This is a genomic window from Micromonospora antibiotica (assembly GCF_017599305.1).
Lineage (GTDB): Bacteria > Actinomycetota > Actinomycetes > Mycobacteriales > Micromonosporaceae > Micromonospora > Micromonospora antibiotica.
On the sequence record NZ_JAGFWR010000014.1, the window covers coordinates 50,799 to 67,317 of the forward strand.

Consider the following 16,519-nt stretch of genomic DNA (forward strand, 5'->3'; position numbering starts at 1 on the left):
GAGGTCGATGCATTGGACGACTGATTGCAGGGCTCCTAGCGTCGGTCAGGTGGTAATCACGAAAACTCGGTCGCCCATCCGCTCGAACGTCGGCCTCAAGGCCGTCATGGCGGTGACGGGCATCATGCTCGTGCTGTTCCTCGTCGCCCACATGCTCGGCAACCTCAAGGTGTTCACCGGCGAGACCTCGTTCGACCACTACGCGCACTGGCTGCGCGACATCGGCAAGCCGCTGCTGCCCGGGGTCTGGTTCCTGTGGATCCTGCGCACCGCGCTGGTGGTGGCCGTACTCGGGCACATCTGGGCGGCGACCGTGCTGGCCGTCCGGGCCCGCGCCGCCCGCCCGGTGCGCTACGCCCACCGCAAGAAGGTCCAGGGCAGCTACGCCGCGCGCACCATGCGCTGGGGCGGCGTGATCATCCTGCTCTTCGTGATCTACCACATCCTGGACCTGACCACCGGCACCCTCAACCCGGTCGGCGACGCCAGCAACCCGTACGGCAACGTGGTCGCCGACTTCGCCCCGGACCGCTGGTACGTGACGCTGTTCTACACGCTGGCGATCGTCACCGTCGGCTTCCACCTGCGGCACGGGGTGTTCTCCGCGTTGCGCAGCCTCGGCCAGCAGACCCCCCGGGGCGAGCGCCGGGCCCGTACCGCCGCGCTGGTCTTCGCCGTCGTGCTCTGCGCCGGCTACCTGGTGGTCCCGTTCGCCGTACTCACCGGATTGGTGTCCTGACATGGAACTCTTCACCGAGGGCGAGCCGATCGCCGACACGAAGGCTCCCGACGGCCCCGTCGAGAAGCGCTGGGAGACCCGCCGCTTCGAGGCCAAGCTGGTCAACCCGGCGAACCGGCGCAAGATGACGGTGATCGTGGTCGGCACCGGCCTGGCCGGTGGCTCCGCCGCCGCCACCCTCGCCGAGCAGGGCTACCAGGTCCGCAGCTACTGCTACCAGGACAGCCCGCGCCGGGCACACTCGATCGCCGCGCAGGGCGGCATCAACGCCGCCAAGAACTACCGCAACGACGGCGACTCGGTGCACCGGCTCTTCTACGACACCGTCAAGGGCGGCGACTTCCGCTCCCGCGAGTCGAACGTGCACCGGCTCGCCGAGGTGTCGGTCAACATCATCGACCAGTGCGTCGCCCAGGGCGTCCCGTTCGCCCGCGAGTACGGCGGGCTGCTGGACACCCGCTCCTTCGGCGGCGCACAGGTGCAGCGCACCTTCTACGCCCGGGGCCAGACGGGCCAGCAGCTGCTGCTCGGCGCGTACCAGGCGCTGGAGCGGCAGATCGGCCTGGGCAACGTGGAGATGCACACCCGCCACGAGATGCTGGAACTGGTCGTGGTGGACGGCCGGGCCCGGGGCATCGTGGTGCGGGACATGGTCACCGGTGAGATCAGCACCGAGATGGCCGACGCGGTGGTGCTCGCCTCCGGCGGCTACGGCAACGTCTTCTACCTCTCCACCAACGCCAAGGGCTGCAACGTCACCGCCTCCTGGCGGGCGCACCGCAAGGGCGCGTACTTCGCCAACCCCTGCTACACCCAGATCCACCCGACCTGCATCCCGGTCTCCGGCGACCACCAGTCCAAGCTGACCCTGATGAGCGAGTCGCTGCGCAACGACGGCCGGGTCTGGGTGCCGCAGAACAAGGACGACGACCGCGCCCCCCGGGACATTCCCGAGGACGAGCGGGACTACTACCTGGAGCGGATCTACCCGTCGTTCGGCAACCTGGTCCCCCGGGACATCGCCTCCCGGGCCGCCAAGAACGTCTGCGACGAGGGCCGGGGCGTCGGGCCGACCAAGCTCGGGGTCTACCTCGACTTCTCCGACGCGATCGACCGGCTCGGCCGCAAGGCCATCGAGGCCAAGTACGGCAACCTGTTCGAGATGTACGAGCGGATCACCGGCGAGGACCCGTACCAGGTGCCGATGCGGATCTACCCGGCCGTGCACTACACGATGGGCGGGCTGTGGGTCGACTACGACCTCCAGTCGACCATCCCCGGCCTGTTCGTCATCGGTGAGGCCAACTTCTCCGACCACGGCGCGAACCGGCTCGGCGCGTCGGCACTGATGCAGGGCCTGGCCGACGGCTACTTCGTGCTGCCCACCACGATCGCCCACTACCTGGCGTCCGGACCCCGGGAGAAGGTCGACGCCAGCCACCCGGCGGCGGTGCAGGCCCGGCGCGAGGTGGAGGACCGGATCGCCCGGCTGCTGGCCGTGAACGGCGACCGGACGGTGGACTCGTTCCACCGGGAGCTAGGTCAGATCATGTGGGAGCACTGCGGCATGGAGCGCTCCGAGGCCGGGCTGCGCAAGGCCATCGACGAGATCCGGGCGCTGCGCGAACAGTTCTGGCAGCGGGTCCGGGTGCCGGGCGACGGCGAAGGGCTCAACCAGTCGCTGGAGAAGGCCGGCCGGGTGGCCGACTTCTTCGAGCTGGCCGAGCTGATGTGCATCGACGCCCTGCACCGCGAGGAGTCCTGCGGCGGCCACTTCCGGGCCGAGCACCAGACCCCCGACGGTGAGGCGCAGCGCGACGACGACCGGTTCGCCTACGTGGCGGCCTGGGAGTTCACCGGCACCGGTGAGCCGGCCGTGCTGCACAAGGAAGACCTGAAGTTCGAGTACGTCCACCCCACGCAGCGGAGCTACAAGTGAACCTGACCCTGCGCATCTGGCGTCAGTCCGGCCCCCAGGACAAGGGGCGGATGGTGACCTACCCGGTCGACGACGTCTCCCCCGACATGTCGTTCCTGGAGATGCTCGACGTGCTCAACGAGCGGCTGATCCTCTCCGGGGAGGAGCCGGTCGCGTTCGACCACGACTGCCGCGAGGGCATCTGCGGCATGTGCGGCCTGATGATCAACGGGGACGCGCACGGCCCGCAGCGCGGCACCACCGCCTGCCAACTGCACATGCGGCAGTTCAAAGACGGCGAGACGATCGACATCGAGCCGTGGCGGGCCCGCGCGTTCCCGGTGATCAAGGACCTGGTGGTCAACCGGAACGCCTTCGACAAGATCATCGCGGCCGGTGGCTACATCACCGCGCCGACCGGCAGCGCCCCCGAGGCGCACGCCGCCCCGGTGGCCAAGGCCAACGCCGACGCGGCTTTCGAATCCGCCGCCTGCATCGGCTGCGGGGCCTGCGTGGCGGCCTGCCCCAACGGCTCCGGCATGCTCTTCACCGCCGCCAAGGTCACCCAGCTGTCGCTGCTGCCGCAGGGCCAACCGGAGCGCTACACCCGGGTGATCGGCATGGTCGACGCGCACGACGAGGCCGGCTTCGGCGGCTGCACCAACGCCGGCGAGTGCACCGCGGTCTGCCCCAAGGGCATCCCGCTGAACACCATCGGCCGGCTCAACCGGGACTACCTCACCGCCACCGCCAAGCGCGGCGACACCCCCGGTTCCTGACCCCGCCGACGGTCCGACCGGCCGCCTCCGGACCCTCCGACCGCCGCACCCCCGACCGAGGGGTGCGGCGGTCGCTCCGTCCCGCCCCCACGCCTCCGCCCCCCACGCCCCGCACCCAGCGCGCCCCACGCTGCGGGCCCCACGCCCGCGCTACGGGCCCCGCGCCCCGCGCCCCGCGCCCCGCGCTGCGGGCTGCGGGCTGCGGGCTCGATCCTGGATGTAGTGGCCTCCGCACGCCGTGAGGCCACTACATCCAGGATCGAGCGCGATCACGACGGAGACCGGGGACGACCACGGGCAAGGACCGAGAACGATCACGGCAGGGGCAGGGGCAGGAGCAGGAGCAGAAGCAGGAGCCGAGGCAGGGGCAGGGGCAGGGGCAGGGGACGATCACGGCTCGGTGGGCCGCCGACCTTGGCTGGCCGGTGGCCGGTTCAAGCTTCCCCGCTCGGGTAGCAGACCCCTCGACGGCACGGAGAGGGGACAGCAGCGATGAAGGCACTGACCTGGCACGGCAAGCGCGACGTCCGGGTGGACGAGGTCCCGGACCCCCGGATCGAGGAGCCGACGGACGCGATCGTCCGGATCACCTCGACCGCGATCTGCGGCTCCGACCTGCACCTGTACGAGGTGCTCGGGCCGTACCTGAAGCCCGGTGACATCCTCGGGCACGAGCCGATGGGCGTCGTCGAGGAGGTCGGCTCCGGGGTGACCCGGCTCAAGCCCGGCGACCGGGTGGTCGTCCCGTTCAACATCGCCTGCGGGCACTGCTGGATGTGCGAGCGGCAGCTTTTCGCCCAGTGCGAGACGACCCAGGTGACCGCCGAGGGCAAAGGCGCGTCGCTGTTCGGCTACACCTCCCTCTACGGTTCGGTCCCCGGTGGGCAGGCCGAGTACCTGCGGGTCCCGCAGGCGCAGTTCGGCCCGATCGTCATCCCGCAGACCGGGGCCGACGAGCGCTACCTGTACCTCAGCGACATCCTGCCCACCGCCTGGCAGGCGGTGAAGTACGCCGACACCCCGCCCGGTGGCACCCTGGCCGTGTTCGGCCTCGGCCCGGTCGGGCAGTTCTGCGCCCGGATCGGCCGGCACCTCGGCGCGGGCCGGGTGATCGGGCTGGACCTGGTGCCCGAGCGGCTGGAGATGGCCCGCCGGCACGGCATCGAGACGCTCGACGTCAGCCAGCTCGACGACGTGCCCGGCGCGCTGGTCGACCTGGTCGACGGGCGCGGCCCGGACGCGGTGATCGACGCGGTCGGGATGGAGTCGCACGGCTCCACCAGCGGCAAGCTGGCCCAGCACGCCGCCGGGCTGCTGCCGGACAAGCTGGCCGAGAAGATGATCGACAAGGTGGGTGTGGACCGGTTGACCGTGCTCAAGGCCGCCCTCAAGGCGGTGCGACGCGGCGGCACCGTCTCGATCTCCGGGGTGTACGGCGGCGAGGTGGACCCGATGCCGCTGATGGAGATGTTCGACCGGGGCATCCAACTGCGGATGGGTCAGTGCCACGTACGCCGGTGGACCGACGAGATCCTGCCGCTGCTGTCCGGCGACGACGACCCGCTGGGCGTGGAGGACCTGCGGACCCACCGGGTGCCGCTGGTGGACGCGCCGAAGGCGTACGAGATGTTCCAGAAGAAGGAGGACGGCTGCGTCAAGGTCGTGTTGGCTCCGTGAGTCGGGTGGTGGTGGTCACCGGGGCCACCAGCGGCATCGGCCGCGCGGCGGCCCGGGAGTTCGCCGGGCGCGGGGACCGGCTGGTCCTCGCCGCCCGCTCCCCCACCAGCCTGGCCGAGGTACGCCGGGAGTGCCGCACAGCCGGCGCGGACCGGGTACGCACGGTGCCCACCGACGTGACCGACGCCGACGCGCTCGACGCCCTGGCCGACACGGCGGTACGCGAGTTCGGTCGGATCGACGTGTGGGTGCACACCGCGGCGGTGATGGCGTACGGCCGGTTCGAGGAGATCCCGGCGGAGGTCTTCGACCAGGTGGTCCGCACCGACCTGCTCGGCGCGGCCGGCGTCGTCCGGGTGGCGCTGCGCCGCTTCCGGGCGGCCGGCGGGGGCACCCTGATCCTCACCGGTTCGGTCCTCGGGCACGTCACCGCCCCCTACATGAGCGGCTACGTGACCAGCAAGTGGGGCCTTCAGGGGCTGGTCCGTTCGGTGCAGCAGGAGGCCCGGGACCTGCCCGGGGTGCACGTCTGCCTGGTCACCCCGGGCAGCGTGGACACCCCGGTCTACCAACGGGCGGCGAACTACCTCGGGCGGGCCGGCCGGCCACCGCTGCCGATCACCACCCCGCAGCGGGTGGCCCGGGCCGTCGCGCGCCTGGCCGACCGGCCCCGCCGGGAGGTGTCGGTGGGCCGGGTCAACCTGCTCATGCGGGGTGGCTTCACCCTCCTGCCGGGCGTCTACGACGCGCTCGTCGGGCCGTTGATGCGGCGCGGCGGGCTGACCGGGCAGCCGGTCGCCCCGCACGACGGCGTCGTCTTCTCCCCGGACCCGGCGGGCGCGGCCGTCCGCGGCGGGTGGCTGCCGGAGCTGTCCGACCTGCTGCGCCGGGCCGGTGCCCCGACCGGCCGGGCGGCGACGGCGGTCGCGGCGGGGGCGGCGGTCGCGGCCGGGACGGCGCTGGCGGTCGGGACGGCACTCGCGGCGGGTGGGGCGGCCCGGCGTCGGCGGCGGTGAGCAGCCCCCCACGGGCCGGTCCGCCCACCTAGAGTGGTGGCCCGGAGACAGCTCCGGGCACCGCTCGACGGGAGAGACGTGACCAGCAGGGTGAACCGCAGGACGGCGCTGGGTCTCGGCACGGCCGCCACGGCCGGGGCGGTACTCGTCGGCACACCGGCATCGGCCGCCGGCCGCCCCGGCAAGTCCGCTGCCCCTGCGGCGAGCCCCGAGCTCGTCGCCCCGAGGATCGCTGCGGCCTTCCAGCGGGAGAAGTCGCTGACCGGCGGCAACTGGCAGGTCCACCTCAGCCTGGAGAACGGGGTCACCCCGCTGGTCGCGGTCTCCGAGTCCGCCGACCGGCGGGTCGAGGCGTACAGCGTCAACAAGATCGCGGTGGCCGTCGCAGTGCTCGACAAGATCGACCGGGGGCTGCTCGCCCTCGACCAGCGGGTCGAGGTGGCCGCCTCGACCGTGGTGCCCGGCGGTGACGGCATCTTCGTCCTGGACACCGCCTACCCCAGTTCGGTGACGGTGGGGCACGTGCTGGCCAACCTGCTCACCGTCTCCGACGACACCGCGTCGCGGCTGTGCGGTCTGGTCTGCCCGGCCGCCGAGATCAACCGCACCCTGACCGCCAAGGGTTTCCCCAACACCCAGGTGCAGCCGCTGTCCGACCCGCACCGGTTCTATCTGGGCACCAGCACCGCCCGGGAGACGCACGCGCTGCTGCGCGCCCTGGTCGCCGGCACCCTGCTGTCGCCGTCGTCGACCGCCCTCGTACTCAAGCTGCTGCGCGCCCCGGTCGCCTTCACCGACGGCATCCGGCGCACCATGTCCTCGGCGGAGCGGGCCCGGGTGGCCACCAAGGCGGGCTGGTTCGTCGACGCCCGGCACGAGGCCGGTGTGGTCTTCGACACCACCGGGGCGGCCGTGCTGACCTACGTCCTCTTCGCCGACGGCCAGGCCGACCGGGACAACTTCGGCGCCACCCACCCGGTGGTGCAGGCCCGGGCCCGGCTCGGCCGGTTCCTCCTGGACGCCACCGCGCAGCTGAGGGGCACCGCGGACGCGCCCCGGCACCGGGTGGCCCGGCAACGACCCAGCAACGGCGGCTGACCGGCCCTGCCGTCCGTCCCACCACCCGGACCTCCCACGGCCCGGCGTCCGGGCCGCCCCCGGCCCCGACCCCCACCGGCCGGCCCGGGGAAGCGGGGGCGGTCCGAGGGTCGGCGTGGGCGGGAGCCGCCGGTGGTGACTACCGTGTAGTGCGGGACACCGGCGAGGGGGACGACACATGGGGCAACCAGCGCAACGCGCGGTCGAGCGGAGGCTCGGCGGTCGGCTGTGGCAGGTGGCGGGGCTGGCGGCGGTCGCCGGCCTGGCCTGGACGGCGCGGGACGTGCCGGCGGCGCTGGGCGGCCGGCTGACCGGCGCACGCGCGCAACGGGCCGCCCGGTCGGCGCAGTTCCGCGACGGGACCTTCCACAACCGGGTGGCCACCCGCACCATGCCCGGCGGTGACCCCGGTCGCAACCTGCTGCGGGAGCTGCTCTTCGGCCAGCAGCGTCGCCGCCCCACCGCCCCGGTCCCGCTGGTGCGGCCCGCCCCGGCCCCGACCACCGACGTCGACCGTGAGCTGGGCATCGTCTGGTACGGCCACGCCTCGACCCTGGTCGAGATCGAGGGGCACCGGGTGCTGATCGACCCGGTGTGGAGCGACCGGTGCTCGCCGTCGGCCGCGGTGGGGCCGAAGCGGCTGCACGAGCCCCCGGTACGCCTCGACGAGGTGCCCACCGTCGACGCGATCCTCATCTCCCACGACCATTACGACCACCTCGACATGGCCACCGTCCGGGAGCTGGTGCGCCGGCAGTCGGCGCCGTTCCTGGTGCCGCTGGGCGTCGGCGCGCACCTCGACCGGTGGGGGGTGCCGGAGGACCGGATCGTCGAGCTGGACTGGTCGCAGGGGCACCGGGTCGGCGGCCTGGAGATCACCGCGACCGCCGCCCAGCACTTCTCCGGCCGGGGGCTGCGGCGGGACGGCACGCTGTGGAGTTCGTGGGTGGTCGCCGGGGCGCACCGGAAGGTCTTCTACACCGGCGACTCGGGCTACTTCGACGGGTACGCCGAGATCGGCGCGGAGCACGGGCCGTTCGACGTGACGCTGATGCAGATCGGCGCGTACGACCGGGCCTGGCCGGGCATCCACATGTTCCCCGAGGAGGCCGTCACCGCCCACCTCGACCTGCGCGGCGACCTGCTCGTCCCGGTGCACTGGGCCACCTTCAACCTGGCCCTGCACGACTGGTCCGAGCCGGTGGACCGGCTCTGGGCCGAGGCCAAGGCGCACGGCGTGCGGCTGGCGGTGCCCCGACCCGGCGAGCGGGTGGTGGTGGCCGACCCGCCGCCGGTCGACGGCTGGTGGCAGACCATCGCCTGACCGCGCGCCCACCGCCCGCCGCTCAGAGCACGAAGGCGTCGGTCCACAGCGCCCCGGAGCGACCCGACAGGACGTCCAGCATCGCTACGGCCTGACCGTCGGTGAGTTGGGCGACGAAGTCGACGATGGCCCGGCCGCGGGCCCGGCCGATCCGGTCGGGGGTACGCGGGTGCAGCTCCGCCTCGGCCAGCTCGACCAGGTCGGGCAGCCGGCGGGGCAGCCGGGACTCCTCCTCGGGGTCGAGCAGCCACTGCCAGAGCGCGTCGACCAGGGTGTCCAGCAGGCGGGCCTGGCCCCGCTGGTGCAGGGCCAGGTCGGGGCGGGCCAGCACGAAGCGGTGGTGGACGAACTTGAGCACCTGCACCTCGTGCCACTGCGCCGGGGCCAGCTGCACGTGGCCGGAGCGCACGTCCGGGGTGGCGGTCACCGTGATCGCGTCGACCAGCCGGGTGGTCCACCGGGCGGAGAACCTGGCCACGTACTGTTCCGCCTCGATCGACCCGTCGAAGGGCAACGCCAGCAGCCCGTCCACCAGTTCCTCGCGGACGTGCTCGACGGCGGCGGCGAATGCGTCGTCGTCAGCGATCCAGCCGTCCTTGCGGTGCAGTTGCCGGCGGAGCGCCTCGATCGCCGCGCCGGGCCGGCGGGCGGCACCGGTCAGCACCGGGTCGGTGACCGCGCGCAGGTGCCCGCCCTCGCGCTGCCAGGCCATCAGCTCGGCGGCGACGGTGCCCTGCTGGAGCACCCCCACCCGGTAGAAGTCCTCCACGTCGTGGATGGCGTACGCGATGTCGTCGGCGGTGTCCATCACCGACGCCTCGACGGTCTGCTGCCACTGCGCGATCCGCCCGGTGAACGGGGCGCGGGCCTGTCGCAGGTCGGCCAGTTCCGTGCCGTACGCGCCGAACTTCGCCGAGCCGCTGTCCGGGTCGTCCGGTGGGGCGGCGGCGCCCCGGGGGGCGGGACGCAGGTGCCGGGGGTGCGGGTCGGGGTGGTCCAGCCGGGTCCACGGGTACTTCAGCATCGCCGCCCGCACGGCGGCGGTCAGGTCGAGACCGGTGGTGGCGGCCCCCCGGATCTCGGTGCTGGTGACGATCCGGTACGACTGCGCGTTGCCCTCGAATCCGTCGGCCAGCCCGAGCCGCTGCCGGGCCAACCGGTCCAGCACCCGCTCCCCCAGGTGCCCGAACGGCGGGTGACCGAGGTCGTGGGCGAGGGCGGCGGCCTCCACCACGTCCGGGTCGCAGCCGCCCAGTTTCTCCAGCAGGCCCCGCTGGGTCGGGTCGGCGGTCAACCGCTCGGCGATCGCCCGGGCCACCTGTGCCACCTTGAGACTGTGGGTGAGCCGGTTGTGCACCAGCAGTCCGGAGCCGACCGGGCTGATCACCTGGGTCACCCCACCGAGGCGGGCGAAGAAGGGCGAGGCCACGATCCGGTCCCGGTCGGCCCGGAACGGGCTCGCGGCGAGGTCACCGAGGGCTCGGGCACTGCCGCCGAAGAGGCGGCGGGCACGCGGATCCGCAGGTTGCTCCATGATCGCCACGCTAGCGCAGCCGACCGCCCGGCCGCGCCGGCTCGCACCGGGCCGCCGACGGGCGGGACCCGGCGGCGCACGCCGGCCGGCAGACGGCGCCCGGCGGCCGGGCAGGTCGCGGCCGGGCAGGCGGCTGCCGGATAGGTCGCGGCCGGGCAGGCGGCGACCGACGGCACCGTCCCGGCGGGGGTGGCGCACGGCGTCGGGGGTGGGCGGCAGAATGCAGCAGGGAACCCGAAACGAAGGCGGATCAACATCGTGACCCAGTCAGTCCATCAGCGGATCGCCGACGAGCTCGGCGTCGCCGAGCGCCAGGTGCGGGCGGCCGTGGAGCTGCTCGACGGCGGCGCGACCGTGCCGTTCATCGCCCGCTACCGCAAGGAGGCCACCGGCCTGCTCGACGACGCCCAGCTGCGCACCCTGGAGGAGCGGCTGCGCTACCTGCGGGAGCTGGACGAGCGGCGGGCCGCGGTCCTGGAGTCGATCCGCAGCCAGGGCAAGCTGGACGAGGCGCTGGAAGCGCAGATCATGGCGGCCGACTCCAAGTCCCGCCTGGAGGACATCTACCTGCCCTACAAGCCGAAACGGCGGACCCGGGCGCAGATCGCCCGGGAGGCCGGGCTGGAGCCGCTGGCCGACACGCTGCTCGGCGACCCCACCCGGGACCCGAAGGAGACGGCCGCCGGGTTCGTCGACGCCGGGCGTGGGGTGGCCGACGTCGCCGCCGCGTTGGACGGGGCGCGGGCCATCCTCATCGAGCGGTTCGCCGAGGACGCCGACCTGATCGGCACCCTGCGTGAGCAGATGTGGTCGCGGGGCCGGCTGGTCTCCCGGGTACGCGACGGGCAGCAGGCCGTCGGCGCGAAGTTCGCCGACTACTTCGACTTCGCCGAGCCGTACCCGAAGCTGCCCTCGCACCGCATCCTGGCGATGTTCCGGGGGGAGAAGGAGGGCGTGCTCGACCTCACCATGGCCCCCGACGCCGAGGAGGACCCGGACGCCCCGCCGACCGGCCCGACCCGCTACGAGGCGGCCATCGCCGGCCGGTTCGGTGTCACCGACGCTGGTCGGCCCGCCGACCGGTGGCTGGCCGACACGGTGCGCTGGGCGTGGCGTACCCGGATCCTGATCCACCTCGGGGCCGACCTGCGCACCCGGCTGTGGCAGGCGGCCGAGGAGGAGGCCGTCCGGGTCTTCGCCACCAACCTGCGCGACCTGCTGCTCGCCGCCCCCGCCGGCAGCCGGGCCACCATGGGTCTCGACCCGGGCCTGCGCACCGGGGTGAAGGTGGCGGTGGTGGACGCCACCGGCAAGGTGGTCGCCACCGACACGATCTATCCGCACGAGCCGCGCCGGCAGTGGGACGCCTCGATCGAGACGCTGGCGAAGCTGGCCGGGGCGCACCAGGTGGAGCTGGTCGCGATCGGCAACGGCACCGCCAGCCGGGAGACCGACAAGCTCGCCGCCGACCTGATCACGCGGCATCCGCAGCTCGGCCTGACCAGGGTGATGGTCTCCGAGGCCGGCGCGTCGGTCTACTCGGCCTCCGCGTACGCCTCGCAGGAGCTGCCCACCCTGGACGTGTCGCTGCGTGGCGCGGTCTCCATCGCCCGGCGGCTCCAGGACCCGCTGGCCGAACTGGTCAAGATCGACCCGCGCTCGATCGGCGTCGGCCAGTACCAGCACGACCTGTCCGAGGTGAAGCTGTCCCGCTCGCTGGACGCGGTGGTGGAGGACTGCGTCAACGGGGTCGGGGTGGACGTCAACACCGCCTCCGCTCCCCTGCTGACCCGGGTCTCCGGCATCGGCGCGGGTCTGGCGGAGAACATCGTGCTGCACCGGGACGCCAACGGGCCGTTCCGCACCCGCGCCGAGCTGAAGAAGGTGGCCCGGCTCGGCCCGAAGGCCTTCGAGCAGTGCGCCGGCTTCCTGCGCATCCCCGGCGGCACCGACCCGCTCGACTCGTCCAGCGTGCACCCGGAGGCGTACCCGGTGGTGCGCCGCATCCTGGCCAGCACCGGGCAGGACCTGCGCTCGCTGATCGGGAAGTCGGCCATCCTGCGCGGGCTGCGGGCCACCGACTTCGTCGACGACACCTTCGGCCTGCCCACCGTCACCGACATCCTCGCCGAGCTGGAGAAGCCCGGCCGGGACCCGCGACCGGAGTTCCGCACCGCCACCTTCGTCGAGGGGGTGGAGAAGATCGGCGACCTGACCCCCGGGATGCTGCTGGAGGGTGTGGTCACCAACGTGGCCGCGTTCGGCGCGTTCGTCGACGTGGGCGTGCACCAGGACGGCCTGGTGCACGTCTCGGCGATGTCGCACACCTTCGTCAAGGACCCGCGCGACGTGGTGAAGTCCGGTGACGTGGTGCGGGTCAAGGTGCTCGACGTGGACGTGCCGCGCAAGCGGATCTCGTTGACGCTGCGGTTGGACGACGAGGTGCCGACCGGCGGTGACCGACCGGCGGCCGACGGGCAGCGTCGCGAACGCGGTGCCCCCCAGGGCGGGCGCGGTGACGCGCCGGGCGGCCGGCGGAGCGGCACGGGCGGGTCCGGCGGCGCGGGCAGGTCCGGCGGGTCCGGCGGGTCCGGCGGGGCAGGCGGCCAGCGGGAGCAACGGGGCGGGTCCCGGGGCGGGTCGCCGCAACGGCAGGGTCGGGGCGGCTCCGCACCGGCACCCGCCAACGACGCGATGGCCGAAGCGTTGCGCCGGGCGGGCCTGGCCTGAGCGGTCGAGGGGGTGGGCGTACCGTCGCGGCATGGGTGGTGACGGCGGTTCGGGGTGGCGGGAGCAGCAGCAGCGGGCGGCGCGGGCGCACGCGGCGGCCGACGCCCGCCAACGCGACGGTGAGCACGCGCAGGCCGAGGCACTGGTCGCCCGGTTCACGGCCGAGGCGACCCGGCGGGGGCTGCGGACCACCCGGCTGGTGGCTCAGGGCTACGACGGACGGGGCCGCTACCGGACCGGCCTGACCGGCTGGTACGTCGACCGGGCCGGCCTGCGCGCGGTCGCCGTCGACGGCCGGTTCTTCCTGCTCACCGTGCCGCCGGGCGTACGCGCCAGACTGTTCGGCGTGGACGTGCCACCGGCCCGGCCGCCCCTGGTCGTCGGCCGGGGCGGACGCGACGGTGAGTCGGTCCCGCTGGCCGACCTGCTCACCCGTCGGCTGGCCGCCGGCGACGACTGGCCCTGACCGGCCCGGCGGCCACCATCTCGTGCAGGGTCCGCTCGACCCGGTCGGCACCCGTCGCGACGGAGAACATCCGGTCGTAGTGCGCCCGGCCGGCCTGCCCGAGCAGGTCCAGTTTCTCCCGGCCCAGGTCGCAGACCTCCCGCAGGGCGTCGGCGATCGAGTCGGGGTCACCGGGGCGGGCGGTGATGCCCGCGCCGCTGTCCCGGGCCACCGCGGCGGCGTCGCCTTCCGCAGCGACCAGCAGCGCCCGCCCGGCGGCGAGGGTCGACTGCACCTTGCTCGGCATCGTGTACGCGGACATGCCACCGGGCCGCAGGCTCACGTAGTGGACGTCACCGGTGGCCATCAACGCGGGCATCCGGTCCCGGGGCAGCTGCCCGAGGAAGCGGACGTTCGCCGCCCCCACCGCCTCGGCCCGCCGACGCAGTCGCTCCTCGGTGGTGCCGGAACCGGCGATCAGGCAGACCAGGCGGGGGTCGCCGCTGCGGGCGCAGGCGTCGATCAGCGAGTCGAGCCCCTGCGCCTCGCCGAGCGCGCCCGCGTACACCAGCACCACCTGGTCGGGGTGGAGTCCGAGGTCGGCGCGCAGGTCGGTGGCGCGGACGCCCAGGGTCTCGTCCGCCCACATCGGGATGTGCACCAGCTTCTCCCGGGGCACCCCCCGGCCGGCGAGCAGCTCGGCGGCGCCCGGGGAGACGTGGGCGACCCGGGCGGCGCTGCGGTACATCGCACCGCACCAGGCGGCCATCCCCCGCTCGACGGTCCGTGACACCCGACCGGCGCCGAGGAAGCCGCTGGCCAGCACACTGTCGGGCCACAGGTCCAGCACGTGCAGCAGCACCGGCACCCGGTGCACGTAGCGGGTGAACCACATCGGCAGGGCGACGCTGATCGGCGAGTTGCCGACCCAGAGGGCATCCAGACCCCGCAGCACCGGGGTGCCGGAGACCAGCGCGGAGACGGCGAAGGACCCGTAGTTGGCCAACCGACGTGGCGCGGAACGGTCGTGGCTGGGATAGAGGGCGACCCGGCGGACCCGGGCCGGGCCGTCGGTCTCGTCGACCCGGCGGGCCAGCCGGTAGCCGGGGGCCAGCCGGCCGCTCGGATAGTTCGGGAAACCGGTCAGCACCTGGACCTCGTGCCCCCGGTCGGCGAGAGCGCGGGCGAGCATCCCGGGCAGGGCCGCCGGGCCCGGTTCCGGGTCGAACCACTGGGTGAGCAGGCCGATCCGCATCGTTGTCACCCCGCCGCCACGCCGGCCACCGGGCGGGTCTGCCGCACGCCGTCGGTCGCCGGGCCGGTCGGCCGCACGCCGTCAGCTGCCGGGCCGGTCGGCCGCACGCCGTCGGCCGCCCACAGGGCGCGCAGTGATTCGGTCAGGTCGTGGACCGGGGCCCAGCCGAGCACCCGGCGGGCGCGGTCCAGGTCGGCGCACATCCACGGCACCGCGGCCGAGCGGGTGGCGTCGGGCGGGAAGCCGCCCGGCCGGATCTCCCCGGGGAAACCGGCCACGTCGGCCAGCAGCCGCACGACGTCGCGCGTCGCGACCGCACGTCCGCTGCCCACGTTGACGACCCGCTGCGTGGGCGCGGCGCACCGCGTCGCGGCCAGCACCGCCGCCGCCACGTCCCGCACGTCGACGAGATCCCGGTAGGTGTCGTGCAGCCCCAGAGCGAGGTCGCCCGCCCCGTCGGCCGCCGCCGCGCGGACCATCGCGGTCACCCGGGCCAGCATGTTTCCCGCCGGCATCCCCGGCCCGACCGGGTTGAAGACCCGCAGCACGATCGTGTCGAGGCGGCCGGTGTCGCCTGCCAGCTCGGCCAGGCGGGTCGCGGCCAGGTGGCTGAGCCCGTACTCGCTCACGGGGGCGGCCGGGTGGTCCTCCGCGACGGCGAGGCCGTGCGGCACGACGCCGTACTCGGCGGCCGAGCCGATCCGGACCAGCCGGGCCCGGGGTGCGGCGACGGCCACCGCCTCGACCAGTTTCGCCGTGGTCACGACGTGCGCCCGCACGAAGTCGAGCCCGGAACCGACGATCCGGCCGGCCGCGCTCACCACCACGTCCGGTCGTTCCCGGGCGACCAGCGCGGTCAGCTCCGGCAGGTCCATCCGGACCAGGTCGCACTGCGCCCGGGTGGGCGACTGCAGGTCGGTGTGCCCGGCCAGTGCGGCACCGATGTGCCGGCCCAGGAAACCACCCGCGCCCAGCAGCAGCACCCGGCTCATCGGCGGTACGCGGCGTCCCGGTCGTCGACCGGCGACGACACGGGCCCCGGGCCGTCGACCGGCTGAACGTAGACCGGCGACGACGCGTCCGTCCGGGTGTCGGCCGGGGATGACGCGTCCGGCCGGGCGTAGGTCGGTGCCGACGCGTCCGTGCGGGCGTCGGCCGGTGCCGACGCGTTCGCCCGGTCATCGGTCGGTGCCGAGGCGGGCGCAGGGGCGTTGCCGGTGAACTCGTGCCAGGTGGCGGCGCCGGGAGCCGAGATACCTTCCCGGGTGAGCACCACCCGGACGGTGGTCAGCAGGATCTTCAGGTCCAGCAGGAAGGAGCGTCGGTCGACGTACTCGACGTCGTAGCCGAACTTCGCCTCCCAGCTCAGGGCGTTGCGCCCGCGCACCTGGGCGAGCCCGGTGATGCCGGGCCGCACCTCGTGCCGGCGGGCCTGCTCGGCGTTGTAGAGGTCGAGGTAGCGCACCAGGTGTGGACGGGGACCGACCACACTCATCTCGCCGCGCAGCACGTTCCAGAACTCGGGCAACTCGTCGAGGCTGCTCGCCCGCAGCCAACGACCCACCCGGGTGAGGCGTTGGGCGTCGGTCACCAGCCCCCGGTCCGGGTCGGGGTGGAGCATGGTGCGGAACTTCACCACGTCGAACAGTTCGCCGTGCAGGCCGGGCCGGGTGTGCCGGAACAGCACCGGCCGCCCGTGCGTCACGAGCACCACCAGGGCGACGAGGGCCAGCAGGGGTGCGCCGACGGTCAGCACGACGAGCGCGCCGAGCACGTCGAACAACCGCTTCCAGCGGTCGTACGGCCGCCGGTGTGTCGGGGTGGCTCCCCGCCCGTCGGCCCCGGCTCGCGGTGGTGCCGTATGGACAGCAACTTTGGGCATGAAACACACCTACCACCTTTACGAAGGACGATCCGCGCTTTCACATTCGCCACCCCGGACAGGTCGACAATGGAGTGCGCAGCATCCCCGGCAAAGATGAAACATGATTGTTCCTCCCTTTA

The 16,519-nt window shown here is 73.7% G+C and carries 13 protein-coding genes; 9 read left to right on the top strand and 4 right to left on the bottom strand.

Features of this window, described 5'->3' with window-relative positions; genetic code table 11:
- Positions 1-7: 7 nt before the first annotated feature.
- From JQN83_RS21775 to JQN83_RS21805, 7 genes are all read left to right on the top strand, one after another.
- Complete coding sequence (locus JQN83_RS21775; protein WP_208569079.1) at positions 8-739, top strand: succinate dehydrogenase cytochrome b subunit; 732 nt, start codon at positions 8-10, stop codon at positions 737-739.
- A 1-nt stretch (position 740) separates the two neighbouring features.
- Positions 741-2,678, top strand: coding sequence for a fumarate reductase/succinate dehydrogenase flavoprotein subunit (locus JQN83_RS21780; protein ID WP_208568988.1), 1,938 nt, complete (start codon positions 741-743; stop codon positions 2,676-2,678).
- Positions 2,675-3,436, top strand: coding sequence for a succinate dehydrogenase/fumarate reductase iron-sulfur subunit (locus JQN83_RS21785; RefSeq protein ID WP_208568989.1), 762 nt, complete (start codon positions 2,675-2,677; stop codon positions 3,434-3,436). Before JQN83_RS21780 ends, JQN83_RS21785 begins: the two co-directional genes overlap by 4 nt.
- 492 nt (positions 3,437-3,928) lie before the next feature.
- Positions 3,929-5,113: a zinc-dependent alcohol dehydrogenase gene (locus JQN83_RS21790; protein WP_208568990.1), complete on the top strand. Its 1,185-nt coding sequence runs from the start codon at positions 3,929-3,931 to the stop codon at positions 5,111-5,113.
- Positions 5,110-6,129, top strand: a complete 1,020-nt coding sequence (locus JQN83_RS21795; RefSeq protein WP_208568991.1) for an SDR family NAD(P)-dependent oxidoreductase — start codon at positions 5,110-5,112, stop codon at positions 6,127-6,129. The genes JQN83_RS21790 and JQN83_RS21795 overlap by 4 nt, the downstream gene beginning before the upstream one ends.
- A 78-nt stretch (positions 6,130-6,207) precedes the next feature.
- The gene (locus JQN83_RS21800; RefSeq protein ID WP_208568992.1) at positions 6,208-7,227 is read left to right on the top strand and encodes a serine hydrolase; all 1,020 of its coding nucleotides are present in this window, start codon (positions 6,208-6,210) and stop codon (positions 7,225-7,227) included.
- A 178-nt stretch (positions 7,228-7,405) separates the two neighbouring features.
- Positions 7,406-8,551 carry an MBL fold metallo-hydrolase gene (locus tag JQN83_RS21805; RefSeq protein ID WP_208568993.1) on the top strand — a complete coding sequence of 382 codons (1,146 nt, stop codon included), beginning with the start codon at positions 7,406-7,408 and terminating at the stop codon, positions 8,549-8,551.
- 22 nt (positions 8,552-8,573) lie between these two features.
- Here the strand turns inward: JQN83_RS21805 and JQN83_RS21810 are convergent, their stop codons facing one another.
- The gene (locus tag JQN83_RS21810) at positions 8,574-10,085 is read right to left on the bottom strand and encodes a deoxyguanosinetriphosphate triphosphohydrolase family protein (protein WP_208568994.1); all 1,512 of its coding nucleotides are present in this window, start codon (positions 10,083-10,085) and stop codon (positions 8,574-8,576) included.
- A 258-nt stretch (positions 10,086-10,343) separates the two neighbouring features.
- Here JQN83_RS21810 and JQN83_RS21815 point away from each other — a divergent pair, with 258 nt between their 5' ends.
- Positions 10,344-12,815, top strand: coding sequence for a Tex family protein (locus JQN83_RS21815; RefSeq protein WP_208568995.1), 2,472 nt, complete (start codon positions 10,344-10,346; stop codon positions 12,813-12,815).
- A 31-nt stretch (positions 12,816-12,846) separates the two neighbouring features.
- Complete coding sequence (locus JQN83_RS21820; protein WP_208568996.1) at positions 12,847-13,281, top strand: hypothetical protein; 435 nt, start codon at positions 12,847-12,849, stop codon at positions 13,279-13,281.
- On the opposite strand, the gene JQN83_RS21825 is transcribed toward JQN83_RS21820, so the two are convergent.
- Genes JQN83_RS21825 through JQN83_RS33860 form a run of 3 tightly spaced genes read right to left on the bottom strand, consistent with a single transcriptional unit; the run spans position 13,244 to position 16,397 of the window.
- Positions 13,244-14,515 (bottom strand): glycosyltransferase family 4 protein, encoded by a 1,272-nt coding sequence (locus JQN83_RS21825; protein ID WP_208568997.1) that lies wholly within the window; start codon positions 14,513-14,515, stop codon positions 13,244-13,246. The genes JQN83_RS21820 and JQN83_RS21825 overlap by 38 nt on opposite strands.
- 5 nt (positions 14,516-14,520) lie before the next feature.
- Complete coding sequence (locus JQN83_RS21830) at positions 14,521-15,507, bottom strand: NAD-dependent epimerase/dehydratase family protein (protein ID WP_208568998.1); 987 nt, start codon at positions 15,505-15,507, stop codon at positions 14,521-14,523.
- The gene (locus JQN83_RS33860) at positions 15,504-16,397 is read right to left on the bottom strand and encodes a sugar transferase (RefSeq protein WP_208568999.1); all 894 of its coding nucleotides are present in this window, start codon (positions 16,395-16,397) and stop codon (positions 15,504-15,506) included. The genes JQN83_RS21830 and JQN83_RS33860 overlap by 4 nt, the downstream gene beginning before the upstream one ends.
- Positions 16,398-16,519: the final 122 nt, after the last annotated feature.